Raw genomic sequence first — 2,979 nt, 5'->3', positions numbered from 1 at the left:
AGATTTAGGTTCTGGCGCCTTTGGCGTGGGGGTTCGAGTCCCTTCACCCGCACCATCCCGTCCCGGCTTTCCATCCATGTGAATTTGCCCCGCCGGGCTTGCCGTCCCCGGGCGCGCGGCTTTCTTCTGTGAGCCCTCGCCTGACACGGGGGCGCGGCATGACGCCGCCGGGAGGAAATCATGTCGCATCTGTTCTCGCCTCTGACCCTGGGCGGTCTCACCCTGCCGAACCGCCTGCAGGTTTCGCCCATGTGCCAGTACAGCGCCGTCGACGGTCTGGCCCAGGACTGGCATCTGGTGCATCTGGGCGGGCTGATGCTGTCGGGCGCCGGGCTCGTCATGCTCGAAGCGACGGCGGTCGAGGCGGCGGGGCGTATCACCCACGGCTGCCTCGCCTTGGAGACCGACGCGCAGGAGGCGGCACTGGCCGGGCTGGTGACCCGGCTGCGCGCGCTCTCGCCGGCGCGGATCGGCATCCAGCTGGGCCATGCCGGGCGGCGCGGTTCGGCGCGCTCGATCTGGGACCGGGGGCGCGGCGAATCCCTGCCCGAGGACGAGGGCGCCTGGCCGACCAAGGGCCCCTCGGCGCTGCCTTATGACGACAGCTGGGCCACGCCCGAGGCGCTGAGTGCCGAAGGCATCGAGGCGCTTGTCGCGGCCTTCGCTGCCTCGGCCGAGCGGGCGGTGCGCGCCGGGTTCGAGGTGATCGAACTCCACGCCGCCCATGGCTATCTGCTGCATCAATTCCTCTCGCCCCGGACCAATCTGCGGAGTGATGCCTGGGGCGGCTCGGCCGCGAACCGCATGCGCTTTCCGCTGGCGGCGGCGGCGGCGATGCGGGCGGTGATCCCCGAAGGCCGCGCGTTCGGCGTCCGGGTCAGCAGCACGGACTGGCACCCCGAGGGGCTGACGCTGGAGGATGCGGTGGATTTCGCCCGTGCGCTCAAGGCGCTGGGCGTCGATTACGTGACGATGTCGGCGGGCAATCTGGTGCCCGACGCGCAGATCCCGAAGGCGACCCCCGGCCATCAGGTCTGTTTCGCCGAGCGGGTCAGGCAGGAGACGGGACTTCCGACCTGCGCCGTCGGCATGATCCTCGACGCGGCCCAGGCCGAGGCGATCCTGGCGGCAGGGCAGGCCGATATGGTGGCGCTGGCCCGCGGCTTTCTGGACGATCCGCGCTGGGGCTGGCACGCGGCGGCGGCGCTGGGCGTGGACCTGGCCTATCCGCCGCAATACGTCCGCGCCCGGCCCAACAACTGGACCGGTTTCGCCCGGGTCCACCCCGGGGCGGCGGTCCCGGACAGCACCCGGCAGGCCGACCGGCCGAGCGGCGCGGGCTGGGACCGGCCCGGGCCCGCGAAGGGCTGACGATGCCGCGCCGCGGCAGCGCGCCGCCCCGCCGGGCCTGCGGATTCAGGGTTGATCCGCCTCCACGCCCGCTCTAGGAAGGCGCAGATTTCTTCAGGCCGCCGTCCGGGCGGCCTGTCAGCTTATGCGAGGACACGAATGCAAGTCACCGAGACCCTGAACGACGGTCTGAAGCGCGGCTACACGATCACCATCCCGGCCGCCGATCTGGCCGCCAAGGTGGACGAGAAGCTGCGCGAGGCCCAGCCCGAAGTCGAGCTGAAGGGCTTCCGCAAGGGCAAGGTGCCGATGGCGATGCTGAAAAAGCAATTCGGCCCGCGCCTGATGGGCGAAGCGATGCAGGAAGCCGTCGACGGCGCCATGCAGAACCACTTCGACGCCTCGGGCGACCGTCCGGCGATGCAGCCGAAGGTCGAGATGAAGGACGGCGAGACCTGGAAAGAGGGCGACGACGTCGTGGTCGAGCTGAGCTACGAGGCCCTGCCCGAGATCGCCGAACCCGATTTCTCCGGCATCACGCTGGAGCGTCTGGTGGTGAAGGCCGATGAATCGGCGGTGGACGAGGCGCTGGCCAACCTCGCCAAGCAGGCGCAGAGCTTCGAGGACAAGGACGGCGCGGCCGAGAACGGCGACCAGGTGACCTTCGATTTCACCGGGCGTGTGGACGGCGAGGCCTTCGACGGTGGTGCTGCGCAGGATTACCCGCTGGTGCTGGGCTCGGGCCAGTTCATCCCGGGCTTCGAGGACCAGCTGGTCGGCACCAAGGCCGGTGAAGAGAAAGACGTCACCGTCACCTTCCCGGAAAACTACGGCGCCGAGCATCTGGCCGGCAAGGAAGCGGTCTTCGCCTGCGTGATCAAGGGCGTCAAAGCCCCGGCCGCGGCGGAACTCAATGACGAGCTGGCGGCGAAATTCGGCGCCGAATCGCTCGAGGCGCTGAAAGGCCAGATCCGCGAAGGCCTGGAAGGCGAATACGCGCAGGCCGCCCGCGCGGTGGTCAAGCGCGGCCTGCTGGACCAGCTGGACAGCAGCGTCTCGTTCGACCTGCCCGAGGGCCTGGTCGAGGCCGAGGCCAGCCAGATCGCCCACCAGCTCTGGCATGATGAGAACCCGCATGTCAACGACCACAACCACGGCTCGATCGAGACCACCGACGAGCACCGCAAGCTCGCCGTGCGCCGCGTGAAGCTGGGCCTTCTGCTGGCCGAAGTCGGCCGCAAGGCCGAGGTGACGGTCTCGGACGCCGAGATGACCCAGGCGATCCTGGCGCAGGCCCGCCAATACCCGGGCCAGGAGCGCGAATTCTTCGAATTCGTGCAGAAGAACCCGCAGATGCAGCAGCAGCTGCGCGCGCCGCTCTTCGAGGACAAGGTCGTGGACATGATCCTCGGCAAGGCCTCGGTCAGCGAGAAGGAAGTCTCGAAAGACGACCTGAAAGCGGCGCTGGACAAGCTGGAAGAGGAAGCCTGAGGCTTTCTGACCCGCTGAGCGAATGAGTGACCCCCGTACCGCAAGGTGCGGGGGTTTTCTCATGGCCCAAGACGGGGGAGGGGTTTCGCCCTCGTTGCCCGCTGTCGCGGGCGCCTCGGGCGACCAGCGGCGCGGCGT

2 protein-coding genes are annotated in these 2,979 nt (G+C 69.2%); both read left to right on the top strand.

Going from position 1 to position 2,979, the window contains the following annotated elements; translation table 11 throughout:
- Positions 1 to 180: 180 nt before the first annotated feature.
- Positions 181 to 1,371, top strand: a complete 1,191-nt coding sequence (locus VDQ18_RS23370; protein ID WP_323023254.1) for an NADH:flavin oxidoreductase/NADH oxidase — start codon at positions 181 to 183, stop codon at positions 1,369 to 1,371.
- A gap of 138 nt (positions 1,372 to 1,509) precedes the next feature.
- A complete protein-coding gene (gene tig / locus VDQ18_RS23365; protein WP_323023253.1) occupies positions 1,510 to 2,841 on the top strand; it encodes a trigger factor in 1,332 nt (443 codons plus the stop codon).
- Positions 2,842 to 2,979 lie beyond the last annotated feature (138 nt).

The sequence above is a fragment of the Pararhodobacter sp. genome, assembly GCF_034676075.1.
Classification (GTDB): Bacteria; Pseudomonadota; Alphaproteobacteria; order Rhodobacterales; family Rhodobacteraceae; genus Pararhodobacter.
The sequence above is the reverse complement of the archived record's forward strand: the minus strand, read 5'-3'. Positions and strand labels throughout refer to the sequence as shown.

Coding starts and splice junctions, on each gene's coding strand:
- VDQ18_RS23370 (WP_323023254.1), top strand. CDS start 181: ATGTCGCATCTGTTCTCGCCTCTGACCCTGGGCGGTCTCACCCTGCCG.
- tig (WP_323023253.1), top strand. CDS start 1,510: ATGCAAGTCACCGAGACCCTGAACGACGGTCTGAAGCGCGGCTACACG.